Origin of the sequence: Kocuria sp. CNJ-770, from assembly GCF_001942375.1 — a bacterium.
Lineage (GTDB): Bacteria > Actinomycetota > Actinomycetes > Actinomycetales > Micrococcaceae > Kocuria > Kocuria oceani.
Window position 1 is genome coordinate 1 of record NZ_MKJW01000074.1, and the last position, 21273, is coordinate 21273.

The window sequence follows — 21273 nt, forward strand, 5'->3', positions numbered from 1 at the left end:
GGAGATCATCGTTCGACTTGCATGTGTTAAGCACGCCGCCAGCGTTCGTCCTGAGCCAGGATCAAACTCTCCGTCAAAAAACAACGAAAAACATTTCGAACCCGGCCGAAAAGCTGCCGCCACCCCACGGAGGCGAGGCGCACGACAACCATCAACCGATAAAACAATCGGTATCAACAAACATGGCACACTATTGAGTTCTCAAACAACAGACCGGTGAGCGTGTCCCGCTGGACATCCTGCTCCCGGAGTGCTCTGCAACCTTAGCCCTCCCGGTCGGTCCGGTCAATCTCGGGTGAACACTCGGTGACCCGATCGTGACTGGAGCCGCCGTCCGGCGAAGCTCGCGAGCCGCCACCCTAGCACGTCCCCGGCACCTCGCGGCGCGCTGGCCGTCCGGTCCGGAACGATGTGGGTGGGGCGCCGTCCCGTGGTGCTCCCGGAGGAGTTCCTCGCCGCGACGACTTGGAAGAAGTTACCCGGTTCGCCGTTCCCGTGCAACCCGGCTGTTCCGTGCTCCGCAGCACCGGCCGGGAACGGGGAAGGGGCCCCGGTCCGAAGACCCGGGCCCCTTCCCCCCGTGCACCGGTCCCGTCCCATCGGGAGGACCGGCTCGGTCTCAGTGCTCGGCAGGCCTGAGGTACAGCACCGCCAGCGGCGGGACGGTCAGCACGGCGGACGCCGGGCTGCCGTTGTGGGCGCCCTCGGTGGCGCTCACCTTCCCGAGGTTGCCCACGCCCGAACCGCCGAAGTGCTCCGAGTCGGTGTTGAGCACCTCGGTCCAGTCGCCGGCCCACGGCAGACCCAGCCGGAAGTTCTCGTGCGGGTTGCCGGCGAAGTTGGCGACGCACACCAGCGGGTTGCCCTGCTCGTCCCACCGGGTGAAGGACAGCGTGTTGCGCCCGGCGTCGGCGGCGTCGATCCACTCGAAGCCGGCGGGGTTGTTGTCCCGCTCGTACAGCGCCGGGGTGTCGCGGTAGATGGTGTTCAGGGTGCGCACGAGCTCCTGGACGCCCTTGTGCGGCGGGGTCTCGGAGAGCCACCAGTCGAGTCCGTGCTCCTGGGACCACTCGGACTCCTGGGCGTACTCGGTGCCCATGAAGATCAGCTGCTTGCCCGGGTGGGCCCACATGAAGGCCAGGTAGGCGCGGACGTTGGCCAGCTGCTGCCACCGGTCCCCGGGCATCTTGCGCAGCAGGGAGCCCTTGCCGTAGACGACCTCGTCGTGGGAGATCGGCAGCAGGAAGTTCTCCGAGAAGGCGTAGACGAGCGAGAACGTGAGCTTGTTGTGGTGGTAGTACCGGTTGACCGGGTCCTCGGCCATGTACTCGAGGGTGTCGTTCATCCACCCCATGTTCCACTTCAGCCCGAAGCCCAGTCCGTCGGCGTCGGTGGGCCGGGTCACCCCCGGGTACGAGGTCGACTCCTCGGCGATCATGACGATCCCCGGGGTGCGCTTGTAGGCCGTGGCGTTGGCCTCCTTGAGGAACGCGATGGCCTCGAGGTTCTCCCGTCCGCCGTAGATGTTCGGCTCCCACTCGCCCTCGTTGCGCGAGTAGTCCAGGTAGAGCATGGAGGCGACGGCGTCCACGCGCAGCCCGTCGATGTGGAACTCGTCCAGCCAGTAGGAGGCGTTGGCCACCAGAAAGTTGCGGACCTCGTTGCGGCCGTAGTCGGGGATCAGAGTCCCCCAGTCCTTGTGCTCGCCGCGGCGGGGGTCGGCGTGCTCGTACAGGGGCTCGCCGTCGAACCGGGCCAGGGCCCACTCGTCCTTGGGGAAGTGCCCCGGGACCCAGTCCACGATCACGCCGATGCCGGCCTGGTGGAGCTGGTCCACGAGGTAGCGGAACTCGTCCGGGCTGCCGAAGCGGGAGGACGGCGCGTAGTAGGACGTCACCTGGTAGCCCCAGGACCCGCCGAACGGGTGCTCCGCCACGGGCATGAACTCCACGTGCGTGAAGCCCTGCCACGTGAGGTACTCCACGAGCTCCTTGGCGAGGTCCTTGTAGCCCAGCCCCATCCGCCACGAGCCGATGTGCAGCTCGTAGACGCTCATCGGGGCGTTGTGGGGGTCGGTGGCCGCACGGCGGGCCAGCCAGGCGTCGTCCTGGAACTCGTAGGTCGACTCGAAGACGCGCGACGCGGTGGAGGGCGGGACCTCGGTGCCGAAGGCCATGGGGTCGGCCTTCTCCCGCCAGCCGCCGTCCCGGCCGAGGATGCGGAACTTGTAGGTGGCGCCGGAGCCCAGCCCCGGCACGAAGATCTCCCACACGCCCGAGGAGCCGAGGGAGCGCATCGCGTGCTCGCTGCCGTCCCAGCCGTTGAAGTCGCCGATGACCCGCACGGCCTGGGCGTTGGGCGCCCACACGGCGAAGCTCACGCCGGTGATGTCCCCGAGGGCGGAGGGGTAGCGGCGCACGTGGGCGCCGAGGACGGTCCACAGCGTCTCGTGCCGCCCCTCCCCGATCAGGTGGAGGTCGAGCTCGCCCAGCGTGGGCGCGAAGCGGTACGGGTCGTCCATCCGCTGCGGCTCGAGGTCCCGGTAGGTCACGTCCACCCGGTAGTCGGGGATCCGGCCCGGCTCATGGGCCGGGACCACACCCGTGAAGATGCCGCCCCACTCGTGCTCGAGCTCGAAGGTGCCGTCCTGCGTGACCACGGCGACCGCCGTGGCGAACCGGCGCAGGGTGCGCACCGTGACGCTGCCGTCCGGTCCCAGATGGGCGCCCAGGACCCCGTGCGGGTTGTGGTGGCGGCCCTCGGAGACGGCGGCGAGCACGTGCTCCGGCACGGGGACGGGCCCTGCCGGGGCGACGTCGTGGCCGGTCGCCCGGACGGGGTCGGATCGGTCCTGCGGGGTGCTGGCGGTCACTTCGTCCTCGATTTCCGTTCCCGGTTCCGTCGCAGCGCGCCGCGCGGAACGGGACCTGTCGTCGTCTTGGCCGGTGCCGGATGCGGAGTCCGCGCCGGCGGGTTCAGGGTTCACGCTACGCGACGGCAGATCCTCCAGGAAACGGCGCACCGCTCCGGCCGGCACGCCCAGCCAGTCCGGCCGGTTGCGCTGCTCGTAGACGACCTCGTAGAGCGCCTTGTCCAGCCACAGCGCCCGGAACAGCGGCGAGTCGCGGTCGACGACGTGCCCGGCGCCCTGCTCGTAGCCGGACAGGAAGGCCTCCGCGGTCCGGCGGCCCCACTCCTCGGTGTCCCCCGCCCCGGCGCGCGCCCCGAACGCGGCGGCGTAGTCGAAGGAGCGGAGCATCCCCACGACATCGCGCAGGGCCACGTCCGGCCTGGTGCGCTCCTCGATCGGGCGCAGGGGCTCGCCCTCGAAGTCCAGGACCTTGAACTGGCCCTCCTCCGTCTGGAGCACCTGCCCCAGGTGGTAGTCCCCGTGGATGCGCTGCAGCGGGGGCAGGTCGGTCACGCCGTCGAGGGACCCCAGCAGCGCGTCGAGAGCGTCCGAGTGCTCGGTGAACAGGGACCCGGACTCCGCCCGGGCCCACCGGATGCGCCCGGCGAGGCCGTCCAGCAGGCGGGTGCGGGCCGCGTCGTCGGGGGTCTCCGTGCCGAAGGCGCGCGCCAGGTCCCGGTGCACGCGGGCGGTCGTGCGTCCCAGCTCGCGGGCCTCGTCGGTGAAGTCGGCGCCCTGCTCGGCCGCCTCGACGGCCCGGCCCCAGGCGTCGGCGGAGCCGGCGAGGAACTCGGTGGCCACCGCCAGCTGGCCCTCCGCGGCGGCCAGGCCGGTGCGCCAGCGGGCGTCGAGCCAGCCGAACGTGGCGGGGACCGCGGGGCAGCCGAGAGCGGTGAGTTCGTGGCCGACCTCCACGTCCGGGTTGGCGCCCTCGCCCACCACCCGGAAGAACTTCACGATGACGGCGTCGGCCTGCGCCCGGCCCGGCGGCGGGGTGATGATCACCGAGGAGTTCGACTGCTCGCTGGCGATCACCCGGACCTGCTCGCGGGACTCCACGGCGTAGGGCACGCGCAGCGCGTCCCCGTGCGCACCGGTCAGGGACAGCCCCAGCGGCCCGCCCCCGGCGGTCTCCTGCTGCTGCATGAGCGCGAGCGCGGGGCCCACGAAGGCGGGGTCCCCGACGCCGTCGTAGACCCAGGAGCCGGCCACCGCGCCGTCGGCCCCGGGCACGGGCAGACCGGTGCGGTCGGCCACCGCGCGCCCGGCCCGCGCGGCGCGGTCCTTGAGCTTGCGCGCCGCCCGCAGCGGACCGGGACCCTGTTCCGCGCCCGGCGCGGCCTCCGGCCCGGCACCGGTGTCCGCCGGGGCCGTCGGCTCCGCCACGAGGAACCGCTCCGCGCCCTCGAGGGGCGCCGCGCGCAGGGTCAGCGGCACCTGGAGCAGCTCGGTGCGGTCCCCCGCCGAGGCCTCCACGAGCAGCACCCGGGCCGTGCCGCCCGCCTGCTCCGGCAGGGCGAGCTGGGCGAGGACCCGCAGGTCGGCGCCCGCGCCGCCCTCCGCGAAGGGGAACCACCGCTGCTTCGGCAGCCAGCGCCGCAGGAGGTCGAGGAGCTCGTCGGGGTGCTGGTCGGTCATGGGATCGGGTCCTTCCGGGGCGGGCGAGGTGGTGGCCGGACGCGCGGTCGCGCTCAGGACGTCTTGGCGGGCGTGATGATCGGCAGGGCCGTGGTCTGCGGGTGCGTGCCGTCGTCGCGGCGGGCCGCGCGCAGCCGCAGCCAGAAGAAGTCCTGGCTGCCGAGGGTGATGCGGTACTCCCCGGCCTCGTCCACCTCCCCGAACAGGTCTCCGCCGAAGAGCTCGCGCAGCCCGCGGCCCGCGAACTGCGGCAGCCGGATGCGGGCGCACGCGGGGGTGTGGGCGAGGTTGAACAGGCACAGCACCGTCTCGCCGCGGCCGTCCTCGGTCTCCTCGTCCGGGAGCACCCGCAGGAACGCGAGCACGGAGTCGTGGTCGGTCTCCACGTTGACGTAGCTGCCCAGACCGAACGCCGGGTGCGCCTTCCGCACCGCCAGCATCTGGCGCATCCAGTGCAGCAGGGACGACGACGACGCCAGCTGTGCCTCCACGTTGACCTGGTTGTAGTGGTAGACCAGCGACTGGACCACGGGCAGGTACAGCTTGCCCGGGTCGGCCTTGGAGAAGCCGGCGTTGCGGTCCGGGGTCCACTGCATCGGGGTGCGGGAGGCGTCACGGTCGTCGAGCCAGATGTTGTCCCCCATCCCGATCTCGTCGCCGTAGTAGAGGAACGGGCTGCCCGGCAGGGACAGGAGCAGGGCGTGGATGAGCTCGATCTCCGCCCGGGAGTTGTCCAGCAGCGGCGCCAGCCGGCGGCGGATGCCCACGTTGGCGCGCATCCGGGAGTCCGGGGCGTACCAGCCCAGCATCGCCTGGCGCTCCTCGGTGGTGACCATCTCGAGCGTCAGCTCGTCGTGGTTGCGCAGGAACGTGCCCCACTGGGTCCCGCGCGGGATGTCGGGCGTCTCCTGCATGGTGTCCACGATCGGGGCGGCCTTCTGGTCCCGCAGCGCGTAGAAGATCCGCGGCATGATCGGGAAGTGGAAGCACATGTGGCACTCCGGGTCCTGCTCGGTGCCGAAGTACTCCACCACCTCGTGCGGCATCTGGTTCGCCTCCGCGATGACCACGCGCCCGGGGTACTCCTCGTCGATCATCCGGCGCAGCTGCACGAGGAAGTCGTGGGTGCCGGGGAGGTTCTCGCAGTTGGTCCCCTCCTCCTCGATCAGGTACGGGATCGCGTCGGCGCGGAAGCCGTCGATGCCCATGTCCAGCCAGAACTTCACCACGTCGTGGACGGCCTCCACCACGGCCGGGTTCTCGAAGTTGAGGTCGGGCTGGTGGGAGAAGAACCGGTGCCAGAAGAACTGGCGGCGGATCGGGTCGAACGTCCAGTTCGACTCCTCGGTGTCCACGAAGATGATCCGCGCGTCCTGGTACAGCTCGTCCGTGTCCGACCAGACGTAGAAGTCGCCGTAGGGACCGTCCGGGTCCTCGCGGGAGGCCTGGAACCAGGGGTGCTGGTCGCTGGTGTGGTTCAGCGGCAGGTCGATGATCACCCGCAGGCCACGGGCGTGCGCCTCCGCGACGAGCCGCTTGAAGTCGCTGATCGTGCCGAACTCGTCCAGGACCGAGTAGTAGTCCGAGATGTCGTAGCCGCCGTCGCGCAGCGGGGACTCGAAGAAGGGCGGCAGCCAGAGGCAGTCGATGCCCAGCCACTGCAGGTAGTCCAGCTTGTCGATCAGGCCGGAGAAGTCGCCGGAGCCGTCACCGTTGGCGTCGGAGAACGCCCGGACGAGGACCTCGTAGAACACCGCTTTGCGGAACCAGTCGGGGTCGTGGGAGATTCCGGGGGCGTTGAGCGAGAACGGCGAGATGCTCATGCGGGGGTGCCGCCTTTCGGGCAGGTGGGTCGGAGGCCTTCGGGTGGGAAGGGGGCCCTCCCGGGTGGCGATGCCCGGGAGGGCCCCGACGGGGTCCGGAAGGTCCCCTACTTGACGTTGCGCCGGATGTGCAGGACGTGCGCGGGGTCGTGGTGCGGATCGAGGCGCACGTAGTTGTGCGTGCCCCACTTCCAGGAGTGGCCGCTGAGCAGGTCGTCCACCCAGAAGCTGCCGTCCTCGTTGAAGTCGGCGTCGTCCAGGTTCAGGGACTCCAGGTCGAGCCAGACCGTGCCCTCGCGGGTCGCGTGCGGGTCCACGTTGACGACCACGATGATCGTGTCCTTGTAGGCGGACCCACCGTGCCGCACCGTCTTGGTCTTCGTGTACGCGACCAGGGCGTCGTCGGACGTGGACTGCACCGTCAGGTTCTGCAGGTCGCCCAGCGAGGCGTGCCGGCGGCGGATCTCGTTGAGCCGCGTGAGGTACGGGGCCAGGGACTCCCCGCGCTCCTCCGCCCCGGCGAAGTCCCGCGGGCGGAACTGGTACTTCTCGTTGTCCACGTACTCCTCGGCGCCCTGCCGGGCCACGTGCTCGAAGAGCTCGTAGCCGGCGTAGACGCCCCACAGCGGGGAGCCCGTGGCGGCCAGCACCGCGCGGATCCGGAACGCCGCGGGACCGCCGAACTGGAGGTACTCCGTGAGGATGTCCGGGGTGTTCACGAAGAAGTTCGGCCGGTACACCGCCGAGGTCTCGTGGCTGATCTCGTGCAGGTACTCCTCGATCTCCTTCTTCGTGTTGCGCCACGTGAAGTAGGAGTAGGACTGCTGGAAGCCCACCCGGGCGAGGCCCTGCATCATGGCGGGCCGGGTGAACGCCTCGGCCAGGAAGACCACCTCGGGGTGCTTGGCGTTGACGGTGCCGATCAGCCACTCCCAGAACCACAGGGGCTTGGTGTGCGGGTTGTCCACCCGGAAGATCTTCACGCCGTGGGAGATCCACAGCTCCACGATCCGCAGCACCTCGAGGGACAGCCCCTCGGGGTCGTTGTCGAAGTTGATCGGGTAGATGTCCTGGTACTTCTTCGGCGGGTTCTCGGCGTAGGCGATCGAGCCGTCGGCCCGGGTCGTGAACCACTCCGGGTGCGCCGTGACCCAGGGGTGGTCCGGGGACGCCTGCAGGGCGAGGTCCAGGGCGACCTCGAGGCCGTGGTCGGCGGCGCGGGCCACGAACCCGTCGAAGTCCTCGAACGTGCCGAGGTCCGGGTGGATGGCGTCGTGCCCGCCCTCGGGGGCGCCGATGGCCCACGGGGACCCGGGATCCTGGGGCCCGGCCACGAGCGTGTTGTTGGGGCCCTTGCGGTGTGCCGTGCCGATCGGGTGGATCGGGGGCAGGTAGACCACGTCGAAGCCCATCCCGGCCACGGCCTCGAGCCGCTCGGAGGCCGTCCGGAAGTTCCCGGAGGTCCACGTGCCGGTCTCGGGGTCGAGGGCGGCGCCCTCGGAGCGCGGGAAGAACTCGTACCAGGACCCGCGGCCGGCGGCGGTGCGCTCGACCTTCAGCGGATAGCGGCGGCTCTCGGTGACGAGATCGCGCAGCGGACGCTCGGCGACCACGGCCAGGACCTCCGCCGAGGTGCCGGCCTCGAGCCGGTGCTCGGCGGGCAGCTCCTGGTTGCCGAGCGTCCGGGAGGCGGAGCGGAACAGCTCGACGTCGGAGTCCGGGCGCCCGGGCTCCGCGGCGGCGCGGTCGAAGAGCACCACGCCCTCGGCCATCATCAGCTCGACGTCCTGGCCCACGCCCACCTTGATCTCGGCGGCGTGCCGCCAGGTCTCGTAGAGGTCGCCCCAGCCCTCGACGGCGAAGGTCCACGCGCCCTCGGAGGTCGGGGTCAGCCACGCCTCGTAGCGGTCGGTGCCGGCGGTGGTCAGGCGCATGGGCACCCGCTCGGTCTCGGTGCCCTGCGGGTCGTAGAGCACCGCGGTCACGCCGAGGGCGTCGTGGCCCTCCCGGAACACGGTGGCGCCCACCCGGATCGACTCGCCCGGCACGGCCTTGGCCGGGAAGCGCCCGTCCTCGACCACGGGGCTCACGCCGACGATCGGGATCCGGCCGTAGACCAGGTCCTCGCGGGAGAACGCCGACCCGGCGGCCTTCCGGCGCGTCGCCGGGGCCTTGCGCGTGGTCGTGGCCTTCTTCGTCGTCGACGTCCGGGCGGCCGGGGTCTTCGCGGTCGACGTCTTGGCAGTGGAGGTCTTCGCGCTCGACGTCTTCGCGCTCGACGTCTTCGCGGCCGAGGTCTTGGCGCTCGACGTCTTCGGGGTCGAGGTCCTGCGGGCACGGGTGCCGGTCTCCGCGGCGGGGACCACGGAGATGCCCGGCTCGTCCTCGACGGAGGCGGCGTCCGCGGCCGGGGCCTGCTTGGCGGTCGAGGCCCTGCGGCGCGCCGGGGCCTTCTTCGCCGGCTGCTCGGCCGGGACTGCGGTCCCGTCGCCGGGCACGGCCGCCTCGGCGGCGGACGTCGTCGGGGAGTCGGGGGCGGACGTGCCGGCCGGGCTCGCGGCCGGGTCGGACGGGGACGGCGTGTTGGCTTGGCTCACCTGGAACACGTTAGCGACAAACCCCGCGATCGTTAAGCCCGCTGTCGACGCACGCGGCGCTGTTTGCGTCCCCGCGGGCGCGCCCGGCACGCCGGGGCGGCGACCGGGCGACGACACGGCCGGTTCCCGCCGGGTCACCGGTAGTCTGACCGCGTGAAGGCAATCCGTAGATTCACCGTGCGCACCGTGCTGCCGGAGTCCATCGCCCCGCTGAGCCGTCTTGCGAGGAACCTCCGCTGGTCCTGGCACCGGCCGACCGAACAGCTGTTCGCCGACCTCAATCCGCAGGCCTGGGAGACCGTGCACGGCGACCCGGTCAAGCTGCTGGGCTCCCTCACCCGGGAGGAGATCCAGCAGATCGCCGAGGACCCCGCCACCGTGCGGCGGATCGAGGAGCTCGACGCCGACCTGGAGTGCTACCTCACCGACGAGCTGTGGTACCAGAAGACCCAGACCGAGGACGCCCCCCGCGCCATCGCCTACTTCTCGGCCGAGTACGGCGTGACCTCCGTGCTGCCCCAGTACTCGGGCGGGCTGGGCATCCTCGCCGGGGACCACCTCAAGAGCGCCTCGGACCTCGGTGTGCCGGTCGTGGGCGTAGGCCTGTTCTACCAGCACGGGTACTTCAAGCAGTCGCTCTCCCGCGACGCCTGGCAGCAGGAGTCCTACCCGGTGCTCGACCCGGACGGGATGCCCCTGGCCCTGCTGCGGGAGGAGGACGGGACTCCCGCGCGGATCACTCTGCCGCTGCCCAACGGGCGCTCGCTGTCCGCGCAGATCTGGCGCGCCGACGTGGGGCGCGTGCCGCTGCTCCTGCTCGACTCCGACATCCCGGACAACGACGACCACGCCCGCAGCGTCACCGACCGCCTCTACGGCGGCGGCGGCGACCACCGCCTGCAGCAGGAGCTGCTGCTCGGGATGGGCGGGATCCGCGCCCTGCGCACGTTCTCCCGGCTGACGGGGGCGCCGGCCCCGGAGGTCTTCCACTGCAACGAGGGCCACGCCGGGTTCCTGGGCATCGAACGGATCGCGGAGCTCATGGAGCCCTCCGACGGAAGTGAACCGCTGACCTGGGACGAAGCCCTCGCCTCGGTGCGCTCGGCCACCGTGTTCACGACCCACACCCCCGTGCCCGCGGGCATCGACCGGTTCGAGCGGGCGCAGATCGAGCACTTCTTCAACGCCGGTCTCGCCCCGGCCGTCCCCACGGCCAACGTCCTGTCCCTCGGCACGGAGGACTACGACGACGGCGACCCGTCCAAGTTCAACATGGCCGTGATGGGCCTGCGCCTGGCCCAGCGGGCCAACGGTGTGGCCAAGCTGCACGGCGTGGTCTCCCGCGGCATGTTCCGGGGGCTGTGGCCGGGCTTCGACGAGGACGAGGTGCCGATCGGCTCCATCACCAACGGCGTGCACGTCATGACCTGGATCGACCCCCGCATGGCGGAGCTCGCCCTGGACCCGATGGGCTCCGACCTCGACCGGACCGCACGGTGGCGGCGGATCTACGGGGTGGACGACGCCGAGCTGTGGGCGGTGCGCCGGGAGCTGCGCACCCGTCTGGTGGCGGACGTCCGGGCCCGACTGCGGGCCTCCTGGAAGAAGCGCGGTCTCGCGGACGCCGAGCTCGGCTGGACCGACTCGGTCCTCGACCCCGGGGTGCTGACGATCGGCTTCGCCCGCCGGGTGCCCACCTACAAGCGGCTCACGCTCATGCTGCGGGACCCGCAGCGGCTCAAGAAGATCCTGCTGGACCCGGAGCGCCCGGTGCAGCTCGTGGTCGCGGGGAAGTCCCACCCTGCCGACGAGCAGGGCAAGCGGCTGATCCAGGACCTCGTGCGCTTCACGGACGACCCGGAGGTGCGCCACCGGATCGTCTTCCTGCCCAACTACGACATCGCGATGGCCCGGACCCTGTTCCCCGGCTGCGACGTGTGGCTGAACAACCCGCTGCGACCGCTGGAGCCTGCGGCACCTCGGGGATGAAGGCCGCCCTCAACGGCGGGCTGAACCTGTCGGTGCTCGACGGCTGGTGGGACGAGATGTACGACGGCCAGAACGGCTGGGCCATCCCCACCGCGGACGAGGACGCCCACCCGGACGAGCGCGACGACATCGAGGCGGCCGCCCTCTACGAGCTCATCGAGAACCACGTGGCGCCCCGCTTCTACGGCGAGACCGACGACGCCTCCGAGCCGGGCACGGACGTGGTGCCGCACCAGTGGCTGGCCATGGTCCGGCACACCCTGGCCACGCTGGGCCCCCGCGTCTCGGCCAAGCGGATGCTCGAGGACTACGTGCGGGAGCTCTACGTCCCCGCCGCCGTGTCCGGGCGCCGGGCCGCCGAGGACGGGCACGCCGCCGCGCGCGCGAAGTCCCGGTGGATCGGGCGCGTGCGCCAGGCCTGGGGCCAGGTCTCGGTGGAGCACGTCGACACCGAGGGCGTGGCCCAGGACCCGCAGATCGGCGACGAGCTCTCCGTGTGCGCCTACGTCACCCTCGGCTCGCTGGCCCCGGAGGACGTCTGCGCGGAGATCGGCTACGGCCGCGTCTCGGAGACCGATCACATCCACGAGCGCAAGTACGCGACCCTGCGCCCCACCGGCGAGCTCGGGGGCGGGCGGCACAAGTTCTGCGGGACGATCACCGTGGACCGCTCCGGGCCCTTCGGCTACACCGTGCGGGTGCTGCCGGCCCACCCCCACCTCGCCGACAAGGCGGAGCTGGGGCTCGTGGCGAACGCCTGAGCCCGTCCAGGCCGGACCGGGGCCGGCACGAGCAGGGGCCGCACCCGTGCACGGGTGCGGCCCCTGCTCGTGCCGGGAGGACCCGCTTCAGAGGAGCCGGAACAGGGTGACCGAGTTGGCGGGCACGCCCTGGGGCCGCCCGGCGCGATAGCGGGCGCCGTAGCGGCCGTGCAGCACCGAGGCGGTGCTGTGCACCAGGGCGTAGACGCCGTCCGAGGCCCGCAGCGGGTGCTCCTCCTCGTCGGGGAGCAGCAGCTGCGTGACGTCCGGGAACGTGATCGCCATGTCGGCGCTCGCGCCGTTGACCACCATCAGCCCCGAGACGCGCCCGCCGCAGGAGCCGATCAGCACCTGGATGGTGCGGGCGCCGGGGGCCTGCCAGTCGGTGGCGGTCATGGGCGTCCCGTCCGGGCCGAACCAGTGCATCATCACCTCGTCCGGCCGGGTCGGGAAGTGGGACGGCTGCCCGGCGAGGAACTCCCCGCGCACGGCGACGAGGGAGCGGGTCGCGGCCAGCATCGCCCGGTCCGCCGGGGTGTGGTGCCAGTCCACCCAGGAGAGCTCGTTGTCCTGGCAGTAGGCGTTGTTGTTCCCCCGCTGGCTGCGGCCGAACTCGTCCCCGGCGGTGATCATCGGCACGCCCTGGGAGAAGAGCAGGGTGGCCATGACGTTGCGGGCGGTCTGGGCGCGGTCGGCCCGGATCCGCACGTCCCGGGCCGGGCCCTCGACCCCGTGGTTCCAGGAGTGGTTGTCGTTGGTGCCGTCCCGGTTCTTCTCGAGGTTGGCCTGGTTGTGCTTGTTGTCGTAGGACACGAGGTCGGCCAGCGTGAAGCCGTCGTGGGCGGTCACGAAGTTCACGGAGGCCAGGGCGCTGCGCCCGGAGGCGGCGAACAGGTCCGCGGAGCCGGTGAGCGCCCCGGCCAGGCGTGAGGCGTTGCCCCCGTCCCCGCCCAGGCTCATGCTGCGCGGGCCGGTGAGCCAGAAGTCGCGGACGGTGTCCCGGAAGCGGTCGTTCCAGTCCGCCCAGCCCTCGGGGAAGTGCCCGGTCTGCCATCCGCCCATGCCCACGTCCCACGGCTCGGCGATGAGCTTGGTGCCGAACAGCGCCGGGTCCGCGTTCACGGCGACGAGGAAGGGGTGGTTGCGGGTGAAGCGGTGGCGCTCGTCGCGGGCCAGCTCCGGGGCGAGGTCGAAGCGGAAGCCGTCCACGTGGCAGCGCTCCACCCAGTAGCGCAGGGAGTCCAGAGCCATCTGCACCACGCGGGGGTTGCCGAAGTTCACCGAGTTGCCGCACCCGGTGACGTCCACGTAGCGGCCGTCGTCGCCGTGCCGGTAGTAGGCCTCGTCGCCGAGGCCGCGCCAGCAGTAGGCCGGCTCGCCCTGTCCGGCCTCGGCCGTGTGGTTGTAGACCACGTCGAGGTAGACCTCAAGGCCGGCCCGGTGCAGGTCGCGGACCATCGCCTTGAACTCGTCGAGCACGCCCTGGGGGCCGCGGGCGCGGGCGGCCTCGGTGGCGTAGCCGGCGTGCGGGGCGAAGAAGCCCAGCGTGTTGTAGCCCCAGTAGTTGCTCAGCCCCAGGTTCGTGAGGTGGGGCTCGTCCAGGTGGGCGTGCACGGGCAGCAGCTCCACGGCCGTGACGCCCAGCGAGGTGAGGTAGTCGGTCATCACCGGGTGGGCCAGGCCGGCGTACGTGCCCCGCAGCTCTTCGGGGATGTCCGGGTGCAGGGCGGTGAGGCCCTTGACGTGCGCCTCGTAGACCACCGTGTCCCGCCACGCGGTGGCCGGCGGGCGGTCCTCGTCCCAGTCGAAGTCCTGCTGGGCGATCACGGAGACGTAGCGTCCGCCGTAGGCGTCCGGGCCGGGGTCCTCGACGTCGTCCGGCGCGGCCACGCGGCGCAGGCCCTTCCCGTAGGGGTCGAGCAGGATCTGCTGGTCGGAGGGGTCCGGGCCGCGGCGGCGGGCGGCCACCGGCGAGTCCGCGGGCACGAAGCCGTACTCCGTGCCGACGGGCAGCGCCGGGGCCTCGTCCCGGTGCCTCATGTACTCGAAGCCCGTCTCGGAGAGCCGCTGCTGCTCGGCCGGGGGGATCGTCCCGTGATGCATCCCGCCGGTGCGTCCGGTCAGCCGGCGCCGCTGCCAGCGCCCGCCCGGCAGCCGGAAGACGATGTCGAGGTCCGGCACCCCGGGGGCGTAGACGGCCACGTTGGCGCTGCCGTCGCGCTCGTGCGAGGGGTGCACCCCCAGCGGGTAGGGGTGGGAGACGTAGGGCCGGCCGGTGTCCTGCCGCCGCGGCTCAGGAACCGGCACGGCGTCGTGACACCTCGTACAGGGTGATGCCCACGGCCATCGAGGCGTTGAGGGACTCCATGGCGGAGTCGATGGGGATGGAGACGACCTGGTCGCAGTTCTCGGTGACCAGCCGGGACAGGCCCTTGCCCTCCGCGCCGACCACGATCACGAGCGGTTCGGTGGCGAGCTCGAGCCCGGGCAGCTGGACGTCGCCGTCGCCGTCGAGCCCGACCACGAAGTAGCCCATGCCCTTGAGCTCCTCGAGCGCGCGGTTCAGGTTGGCCGCCTTCGCCACGGGCACCCGGGCGGCGGCGCCGGCGCTGGTCTTCCAGGCGGAGGCGGTGACGCCCACGGAGCGGCGCTCGGGGACGATGACCGCGTTGCCGGAGAAGGCCGACGCGCTGCGGATGATGGCCCCGAGGTTGCGCGGATCGGTGATGCCGTCGAGGGCGATCAGCAGCGGCGGGCGGCGGATGTGCCGCTTCTCCCACTGGGTCATGAGCCGGCGGGCGGTCTCCACGGCGTCCTCGTACTCGTAGGCGGGCACCTGCAGGGCCACGCCCTGGTGCACGGCGTCGCTGGTGAGCCGGTCGAGCTCGGACTTGGAGGCCTCGAGGATCGTGATCCCGCGCTCGGCGCAGATCTGCAGGATCTCCCGCACCCGGTCGTCCACGTCGATCTTGCTCGCCGCGTGCAGGGCCTTGGCGGGGATGTCCGCCCGCAGCGCCTCGAGCACCGAGTTCCGCCCGGTGACGAGGTCCTCCTGGACCTTGCCCCGGGTGCGGGAGGCAGCGCGGCCGCCCTGGGCCTGGCGGCGCTCGGCGGCCTTCTTCATCTTGTGCGCCTTGTGGTACGGGCGGTCCTCGGCCTTCGGCGTCGGTCCGCGCCCCTCGAGCGCCTTGCGGCCGTGGCCGCCGGTGCCCACGAGGGGGCCCTTCTTGTTCTTGCGGATCGCACCGGGGCGCTTGGGGGCTGGCATGGCATTCCTCTGTTTCGGTCGGTGGTGGGTGGGGGCCGGCTCAGGCCACGGACCAGGCGGCGCCGCCGGCGCCGTCGCGGACCGCGACGCCGGCCGCGGCGAGCTCGTCCCGGATGGCGTCGGCCCGGGCCCAGTCCTTGGCGGCGCGGGCCTGTGCGCGCTGGGTCAGCAGGGAGCGCACGAGGGCGTCGAGGGCGGCGTGCTCGGCGGCGTTGCCGCCGGCGCCGCCGAGGTCCATGAGCCCGCTCAGCCCGAGGACGTCGGTCATGGCCCGCACGGCGCGGGCGGGCGCGGACGGGTCGCCGCCGTCGGCGAGCGCGGAGTTGCCCGCCCGCACGGTCTCGTGCAGGGCCGCGAGGGCCTGGGGCACGTTGAGGTCGTCGTCCATGGCGTCCTGGAAGGCCTCCGGCACGTCGGTGGGCGTCCAGGCGAGGTCGAGGCCGGAGTCCGCGGCGTGGCGCAGGAAGGACTCGACGCGCTCCACGGCGGCGGCCGCCTCGGCCAGGGAGGTGGGCCGGTAGTCCAGCACGGAGCGGTAGTGGGCCTGCCCCAGGTAGTAGCGCACGGCGAGCGGGCGGGCCGCGGCGAGCATGTCCGCCGGGGAGACGGTGTTGCCGATCGACTTGGACATCTTCTCGCCCGCGGAGGTGACCAGCCCGTTGTGCAGCCAGAAGTTCGCGAAGCGCTGCCCGGCCGCGGCCGACTGGGCGAGCTCGTTCTCGTGGTGGGGGAAGCGCAGGTCCAGGCCGCCGCCGTGGATGTCGAAGTGCTCCCCCAGGTACTTCCCGGCCATCGCGGAGCACTCGAGGTGCCAGCCGGGCCGGCCGGCGCCCCACGGGGACTCCCAGCGCGCGGTCTCCGGCTCGCCGGGCTTGTGCCCCTTCCACAGGGCGAAGTCGCGGGGGTCGCGCTTGCCGCGCGGGTCGGCGTCCGGGGCGTCCTGCATGTCGTCCACCGACTGGTGGGTGAGCTCCCCGTAGCGCGCCCAGGAGCGGACGTCGAAGTAGACGTCGCCCGAGCCGTCCGGGGCCGGGTAGGCGTGCCCGGCGTCGACGAGGGCGCGGATCAGGGCGTGCATCTCGGGGACGTGGCCGGTCGCGCGCGGCTCGTAGGTGGGCCGGGCGATGCCGATGGCGTCGTAGGCGGTGTTGAAGACCTGCTCGAACCGGTAGGCCAGCGCCCACCACGGCTCGCGGGGGTGGTCGCCGGTGTAGTCGGGGGCGTACGACGCCGCGGCGTTGGTGAGGATCTTGTCGTCGATGTCGGTGACGTTGCGCACCGTGGTGACCCGGTGGCCGCGGAACTCCAGCCAGCGCGCCAGCAGGTCGAAGACGAGCGCGGAGCGCACGTGCCCGATGTGCGGCATCCCCTGGACGGTGGCACCGCAGTAGTACAGACGCGCCTCACCGGGGTGGACGGGCTCGAAGTCCCGCACGGAGGCGGTGGCGGTGTCGTAGAAGCGCAGAGTCACACGGCCCATCATAAGGGCGCGCGCCCGCGGGCCGGTCAGGCCCCGCCCGCTCCCACGGCGACGACCAGGGCCGTGGCCACGGCCGCGAGCCCCTCGCCCCGGCCCGGGAACCCGAGGTGGTCCGAGGTCGTGGCGCTGACCGTCACGGGGGCGCCGGCGGCGGCGCTGAGGGCGTCCTCGGCCTCCGCGCGGCGGGGCGCGAAGCGCGGCCGCTCGCCGATCAGCTGCACGGCCACGTTGCCGATCTCGAAGCCGGCCGCCCGCACGATCCGGGCCGCCTCGGTGAGAATGTGCAGCCCCGAGGCGCCCTGCATCTCGGGCCGGTCCACGCCGAAGTTGGAGCCCAGGTCCCCGGTGCCCGAGGCCGAGAATAGGGCGTCGGCGGCGGCGTGGGCCACGACGTCCCCGTCCGAGTGGCCCGCGAGGCCGCGCTCCCCCGGCCACTCGAGACCGGCGACCCACAGCGGGGTGCCCTCGGGCCCGAAGGCGTGGACGTCCACGGCGATGCCGGTGCGGGGCAGGTTCACGGGTCAGCGCTCCTCGGGGACGGTGACGGTCGAGGGCCCGACGGCGACCGGGACCGTGCCGGCGGCGCCGGGCGCCCGGCCCCGGAGCACGGCCTCGGCCAGCACGAGGTCGAGGGGCCGGGTGATCTTGAAGGCGTGCTCGTGGCCCGGGACCGTCCGGACGGCGACGCCGGGGGCGTGGGTCTCCACGAGCGAGGCGTCGTCGGTGACGGTCTCCGGGTCCGTGCCGGCCTCGGCGGCGGCGCGGTCGACCGCGCGCAGCAGCGCGAGCTCGAAGCCCTGGGGGGTCTGCACCGCGCGCAGGACCGTGCGGTCCACGGTCCCGAGTGAGCGGCCGGCCTCGTCGACCCGGCGCATCGTGTCCGCGACGGGGAGCACCGGCACCACGGCCCGCGCCCCCGAGCGCACGCGCCGCGCCACGGACCGGAAGACCGAGGGCGGGGTCAGGCAGCGCGCGGCGTCGTGGACCAGCACCGCGGCGCACCCGGAGCCCTCCAGCACGGCCAGGGCCGCGCGGACCGACGCGGCGCGGGAGGCGCCGCCGGTCACGGGCAGCGCCCCGTGCTCCCGGGCCAGGGCGGACAGTTCGACGTCGCCGGCGGGGACCGTGACGAGCACCCGGTCGGCGATCCCGGCCTCGGCGACGCCGCGCAGGGCGTGCTCGAGCAGGGGGCGGCCGTCCAGCGGCACGAGGGCCTTGGGGATGCCGTGCCCGAGCCGGGTGCCGGATCCGGCCGCCACGACGACGACGGCGACCCCGCCCTCCGAGGAGGGCGGGGTCGCCGTCGTGGGCCGTGGCCCGTTCCCGGTCACGGGGAGGTCAGGACGCGAGGATGTCGTCGAGGCGCTTCTCGGCCTCTTCCTCGTCGATCTTCTTGGCGAGGGCGAGCTCGGAGGTGAGGATCTGGCGGGCCTTCGTCAGCATCCGCTTCTCCCCCGCGGAGAGCCCGCGGTCGCGGTCCCGGCGCCACAGGTCGCGCACGACCTCGGCGACCTTCAGGACGTCGCCCGAGGCGAGCTTCTCCAGGTTGGCCTTGTACCGCCGGGACCAGTTGCTGGCCTCCTCGGTGTCCTTCGCCTGCAGGACCGAGATGACCTTCTTCAGCCCGTCCTCGTCGACGACGTCGCGAACGCCCACCAGGTCCACGTTCTCCGCGGGGACCTCGATGACCAGATCGCCCTGGGTCACCTTGAGCTTGAGATACATCTTCTCTTCGCCCTTGATGGTGCGGGTCTTGATCTCCTCGATGGTCGCCGCGCCGTGGTGCGGGTAGACAACCGTCTCGCCAACCTCAAAAACCATATGGAAATACCCCTTTCAGAACGTCCATTCTAACACGGTGTAGGATTCGCCGATCCGCCGTGAACGGCCCCCCGGCGGCCGGCGATGCGGACGATCCGTCGGCAAACGGATAAGCTGATCGGGACATCGTCCTGAGCTCCGAGGAGTACGCGCCGTGAAGACCGCCGCCCGCAAGTCCCTGAAGCGCGCAGGCCTCAGTGCCGCCGCCGTGGCCGCCCTGCTCACCGCCAGCGGGTGCAGCGCCATCAACCCGGTGGCCACCGCCGAGGTGGGCTACGCGCCCGCGGACGGCATCGTGGTGGAGATGGGCGACATCAACCTGACGGACATGCTCATCGTGGCCGAGAGCGCCGAGGCCCCGGGCCGGCTGCTGGGCAGCATCGACAACGAGTCGGCCGAGGACGTGACCGTCACCCTGGACACCGGTGAGGCCACCGCCGAGATCGACGTCCCGGCCGGAGTCACCGTGAAGCTCGAGGAGGGCGAGCCCGTGATCCTCGAGCCGGCCGGCGCCATGCCCGGCCTGATGGTCGAGACCGAGTTCAGCGCGGCCGGCGAGACCCTGATCGACTCCGTGCCGGTGCTCGACCACACCTTCCCCCGCTACGCCGAGTTCATTCCCGGCGGGGCCCCGACCACCCCGGCCAATCCGTCCAACGTCCCGGCGGAGCCCGGCGACGAGGCCTTCGTGGGAGGCCAGCAGGCCGACGAGCACTGATCCGAGGCCGAGGCGCACGGGCAGGGCCCGGGACCCGCGGTGCGGGGCCCGGGCCCTGCCCGTGCACCGGAGCGGTGCACCGGCGCGGTGGGCTCCGCGGCGGGCGCTCAGGCCTCGAACTTGTAGCCCAGGCCGCGCACCGTGACCAGGTGCCGCGGCGTGGAGGGGTCGGGCTCGATCTTGGCGCGCAGGCGCTTGACGTGGACGTCGAGGGTCTTGGTGTCCCCCACGTAGTCCGATCCCCAGACCCGGTCGATGAGCTGCCCGCGGGTCAGCACCCGGCCCGCGTTGCGCAGCAGCATCTCCAGCAGCTCGAACTCCTTGAGCGGCATCGCCACCTGCTCCCCGTTGACGCTCACCACGTGGCGCTCCACGTCCATCCGCACGGGGCCTGCCTGCACGGTGGCGGTCACGAGCTCCTCGGGCTCCGCCTGGCGGCGCAGCACGGCACGGATCCGGGCCACGAGCTCGCGCGAGGAGTATGGCTTGGTGACGTAGTCGTCGGCGCCCAGCTCGAGCCCCACCACCTTGTCGATCTCGGCGTCCTTGGCGGTGAGCATGATGATCGGCACCGAGGAGCGCTGCCGCACCTGCCGGCACACCTCGGTGCCGGACTGCCCGGGGAGCATGAGGTCCAGCAGCAGCAGGTCGGCCCCGGCCCGGTCGAACTCCGTGACGGCGTCGACGCCGTTGTCCACGACCTGCACCTCGAAGCCCTCCTTCCCCAGCAGGTACGAGAGGGGGTCGCTGAGGGATTCCTCGTCCTCGACGATCAGGATGCGGGTCACTGTCGGTCCTCCGTGCTCCCGGTCCGGCGCGCGGGGGCGGCCGGCCGTGGGGTCGTGGTCACTGGTTCGGGTCGCGCCGTCGGGGGCGCCGGTGGGGCGGACGCGCCGGAGGCCGCCGGGGCGGTGTCCTCGAGCTCGTCGGCGCCCTCGATCTGGGGGATGCGCAGGGTGAAGGTGGAGCCGCGGCCCGGCTGCGACCACACGGTGGCCTCCCCGCCGTGCTGCGACATGACGTGCTTGACGATGCTCAGGCCCAGCCCGGTCCCGCCCGTGCGCCGGGATCGGGCCGCGTCCACGCGGTAGAAGCGCTCGAAGATCCGGTCCTGCTCGTCCTCGGGGATGCCCGGGCCCTGGTCGGTGACCGAGATCTGCGCCATGCCGTCCCGCTCGCGGACGCCGACGCCACGCGGGTGCCCTCCGGGGAGTAGTGCACCGCGTTGTCGATGAGGTTGCGCAGCGCCGTGACCAGCAGGTCGGGGTCGCCGAAGACGGGACGGCTCACGCGGCCGCCGACCACCAGCTCGATCCGCTTGGTCTCGGCGGGGAACCGGTTGCGGTCCACGGCGTCGGCGATCACCTGGTTGAGGTCCACGGGCCGGCCCTCGGTGACGACGTCGGCGCTCTGCAGCCGGGAGAGCTCGATGATGTCCTGCACCAGGGCGGTGAGGCGGACGGACTCCTTGTGCAGCCGCTGGGCGAAGCGGCGCACGGCCTCCTCGTCCTCGGCCGCGTCCTCGATCGCCTCGGCGAGCAGCCCGATCGCTCCCACCGGGGTCTTCAGCTCGTGCGAGACGTTGGCCACGAAGTCGTTGCGGATCGACTGCGCCCGGGCGATCTCGGTCTGGTCGTCGGCGAGCAGCAGGATGTACTCCTCGGCGATGGGGGCGACCCGGACGTCGAGCACCACGGCACCGGTCTGGAAGGGCCCCCGGGACAGCTCCACCCGCCGTTCCTCGATGACCCCGCTGCGCCGGGCGCGGCGGATCATCTCCAGCATCTGGTCGTGCACCACCGTGTGCCCCCGGACCAGGCCGAACGCGTAGGCGGCCGGGGAGGCGCGCACCACGCCGTCGACGCCGTCCACCACCACGTAGGCGCGCCCGATCACGGCGAGGACGTCGGCGGTGCCGTCCGGCAGGGTGGGCTCCTGCACGTCGGCGCGGGCGCGGCGTCCGCGGCCGCTCAGCCGCAGGCCGATCAGACCGCTCACGCCCAGGGCGAAGCCGAGCAGGCCGGCGACGACGGCGATGGCAGTTGGACTCACGGATCCAGCTTAGGCTTCCGCCGCCGCGGGGAGGTCACCCCGGGCGTCACGGGCTACGGGTTCAACGAACGTTCATCCTAAGATGAGCGGAAGTTCACTCCTGGCTGTGACCCTGGCGGCGGGTGTGCTCGCACCTCGCCCCTCGTCATCCGTTCCGCCCCGCGCCGTACCCGGCGGCGGGCCGCGGACGTGCCGCATCTCGAAAGGACACACCC

General features: G+C 72.4%; 11 protein-coding genes, 1 rRNA gene and 2 pseudogenes. 2 read left to right on the plus strand and 12 right to left on the minus strand.

Annotated elements, in window-relative coordinates; all coding sequences use genetic code 11:
- The 4 genes from BJF77_RS03255 to BJF77_RS03270 all read right to left on the minus strand — a co-directional run.
- Positions 1-77: ribosomal RNA gene (locus BJF77_RS03255) — 16S ribosomal RNA — on the minus strand; the annotation flags it as partial.
- A 542-nt stretch (positions 78-619) separates the two neighbouring features.
- Positions 620-4549, minus strand: a complete 3930-nt coding sequence (glgB, locus tag BJF77_RS03260) for a 1,4-alpha-glucan branching protein GlgB (RefSeq protein WP_075871262.1) — start codon at positions 4547-4549, stop codon at positions 620-622.
- A 53-nt stretch (positions 4550-4602) separates the two neighbouring features.
- A complete protein-coding gene (gene treS, locus BJF77_RS03265) occupies positions 4603-6372 on the minus strand; it encodes a maltose alpha-D-glucosyltransferase (RefSeq protein WP_047803027.1) in 1770 nt (589 codons plus the stop codon).
- 107 nt (positions 6373-6479) lie between these two features.
- Complete coding sequence (locus BJF77_RS03270; protein ID WP_075871263.1) at positions 6480-8978, minus strand: maltotransferase domain-containing protein; 2499 nt, start codon at positions 8976-8978, stop codon at positions 6480-6482.
- A gap of 144 nt (positions 8979-9122) precedes the next feature.
- On the opposite strand from BJF77_RS03270, the pseudogene glgP reads away from it, so the two are divergent.
- A pseudogene (glgP, locus tag BJF77_RS03275) lies at positions 9123-11719 on the plus strand (alpha-glucan family phosphorylase).
- 87 nt (positions 11720-11806) lie between these two features.
- Here glgP and glgX read toward each other — a convergent pair.
- From glgX to BJF77_RS03300, 6 genes are read right to left on the minus strand one after another with little or no spacing between them, the layout of a single operon-like run.
- The gene (glgX, locus tag BJF77_RS03280) at positions 11807-14026 is read right to left on the minus strand and encodes a glycogen debranching protein GlgX (protein ID WP_075871264.1); all 2220 of its coding nucleotides are present in this window, start codon (positions 14024-14026) and stop codon (positions 11807-11809) included.
- The gene (gene rlmB, locus BJF77_RS03285; RefSeq protein ID WP_047803023.1) at positions 14013-14987 is read right to left on the minus strand and encodes a 23S rRNA (guanosine(2251)-2'-O)-methyltransferase RlmB; all 975 of its coding nucleotides are present in this window, start codon (positions 14985-14987) and stop codon (positions 14013-14015) included. The genes glgX and rlmB overlap by 14 nt, the downstream gene beginning before the upstream one ends.
- 40 nt (positions 14988-15027) lie before the next feature.
- Positions 15028-16458: a cysteine--tRNA ligase gene (gene cysS, locus BJF77_RS03290; RefSeq protein ID WP_075871265.1), complete on the minus strand. Its 1431-nt coding sequence runs from the start codon at positions 16456-16458 to the stop codon at positions 15028-15030.
- Positions 16459-16493: 35 nt separating this feature from the next.
- Entirely contained in the window at positions 16494-16985 is a 492-nt protein-coding gene (ispF, locus tag BJF77_RS21355; RefSeq protein WP_047803021.1) for a 2-C-methyl-D-erythritol 2,4-cyclodiphosphate synthase, read from the minus strand.
- 3 nt (positions 16986-16988) lie between these two features.
- Complete coding sequence (gene ispD, locus BJF77_RS21360) at positions 16989-17798, minus strand: 2-C-methyl-D-erythritol 4-phosphate cytidylyltransferase (RefSeq protein ID WP_255396117.1); 810 nt, start codon at positions 17796-17798, stop codon at positions 16989-16991.
- A gap of 7 nt (positions 17799-17805) precedes the next feature.
- Entirely contained in the window at positions 17806-18288 is a 483-nt protein-coding gene (locus BJF77_RS03300) for a CarD family transcriptional regulator (protein WP_047803020.1), read from the minus strand.
- A gap of 154 nt (positions 18289-18442) precedes the next feature.
- Here BJF77_RS03300 and BJF77_RS03305 point away from each other — a divergent pair, with 154 nt between their 5' ends.
- Positions 18443-19006 carry a hypothetical protein gene (locus tag BJF77_RS03305; RefSeq protein ID WP_047803019.1) on the plus strand — a complete coding sequence of 188 codons (564 nt, stop codon included), beginning with the start codon at positions 18443-18445 and terminating at the stop codon, positions 19004-19006.
- Positions 19007-19113: 107 nt separating this feature from the next.
- On the opposite strand, the gene BJF77_RS03310 is transcribed toward BJF77_RS03305, so the two are convergent.
- Together BJF77_RS03310 and BJF77_RS03315 are read right to left on the minus strand one after the other, a co-directional pair.
- On the minus strand, positions 19114-19794 hold the full coding sequence (locus tag BJF77_RS03310) for a response regulator transcription factor (RefSeq protein WP_047803018.1): 681 nt from the start codon (positions 19792-19794) through the stop codon (positions 19114-19116).
- Positions 19791-21058 (minus strand): annotated as a pseudogene (locus BJF77_RS03315) (sensor histidine kinase). The gene BJF77_RS03310 and the pseudogene BJF77_RS03315 overlap by 4 nt, the downstream one beginning before the upstream one ends.
- Positions 21059-21273 lie beyond the last annotated feature (215 nt).

What these genes read in the sequence shown, in the direction of transcription:
- treS (WP_047803027.1), bottom strand. Translation starts at nt 6,372, where the DNA reads ATGAGCATCTCGCCGTTCTCGCTCAACGCCCCCGGAATCTCCCACGAC.
- BJF77_RS03300 (WP_047803020.1), bottom strand. Translation starts at nt 18,288, where the DNA reads ATGGTTTTTGAGGTTGGCGAGACGGTTGTCTACCCGCACCACGGCGCG.
- rlmB (WP_047803023.1), bottom strand. Translation starts at nt 14,987, where the DNA reads ATGCCAGCCCCCAAGCGCCCCGGTGCGATCCGCAAGAACAAGAAGGGC.
- glgB (WP_075871262.1), bottom strand. Translation starts at nt 4,549, where the DNA reads ATGACCGACCAGCACCCCGACGAGCTCCTCGACCTCCTGCGGCGCTGG.